The organism is Frateuria defendens (assembly GCF_001182895.1).
Classification (GTDB): Bacteria; Pseudomonadota; Gammaproteobacteria; order Xanthomonadales; family Rhodanobacteraceae; genus Frateuria_B; species Frateuria_B defendens.
In genome coordinates this window covers 1-508 of sequence record NZ_LFQR01000225.1, presented here as the reverse complement: position 1 = coordinate 508, position 508 = coordinate 1, and the positions used below count along the sequence as shown (strand labels likewise).

Here is a 508-nt window from a genome sequence, read left to right as displayed (position 1 = left end):
GCGGCAGCAGCAGGAGTTGGTCGGGGGCGTAGGGGCGGTAGGTCGTCGGCATGACGGCAACTTTACCGATGTTCCGTTCCTGCCGCCCACGCTCCTAGGGAAGCCTCATTGCCGAGGCGAAGATTCGATGAGTGTGTGGAGCATCCCGCCAGTGAGAGGGCGAGAGCTAGACACGAGAATGCGCGCATCCGTGAGGCGCTAGTGGTCATTCGAGGGTTCCCCTGTTACTGAAACGGGGAAACTACATGCCCGCATGCGTTCGCTCAAGTCAGTATCGGCGGCCTTGGTCGCATCAAGAGAACGAGACAGGTTCAAAGGACGGATTTTCGTCCTTTAACTCCGTGACCAGTTCCTGCGTGGACATCTCCACCGGCTTATTCGCCACATCTGGGCAATTAGAAATCTCGGCCACTATCTCCGGACTGGACTCCAGGTGCATGAACCTGTCCGGCCCATGCTTCGGCTCCCCGCCGGCCGCCTGGTGGAGATCATTGAGGCAGTAGCGGCC

The 508-nt window shown here is 59.6% G+C and carries 1 pseudogene; it reads right to left on the bottom strand.

Annotated elements, in window-relative coordinates:
- Positions 1-292 precede the first annotated feature (292 nt).
- A pseudogene (locus tag ACH65_RS20910) lies at positions 293-508 on the bottom strand (hypothetical protein); the annotation flags it as partial.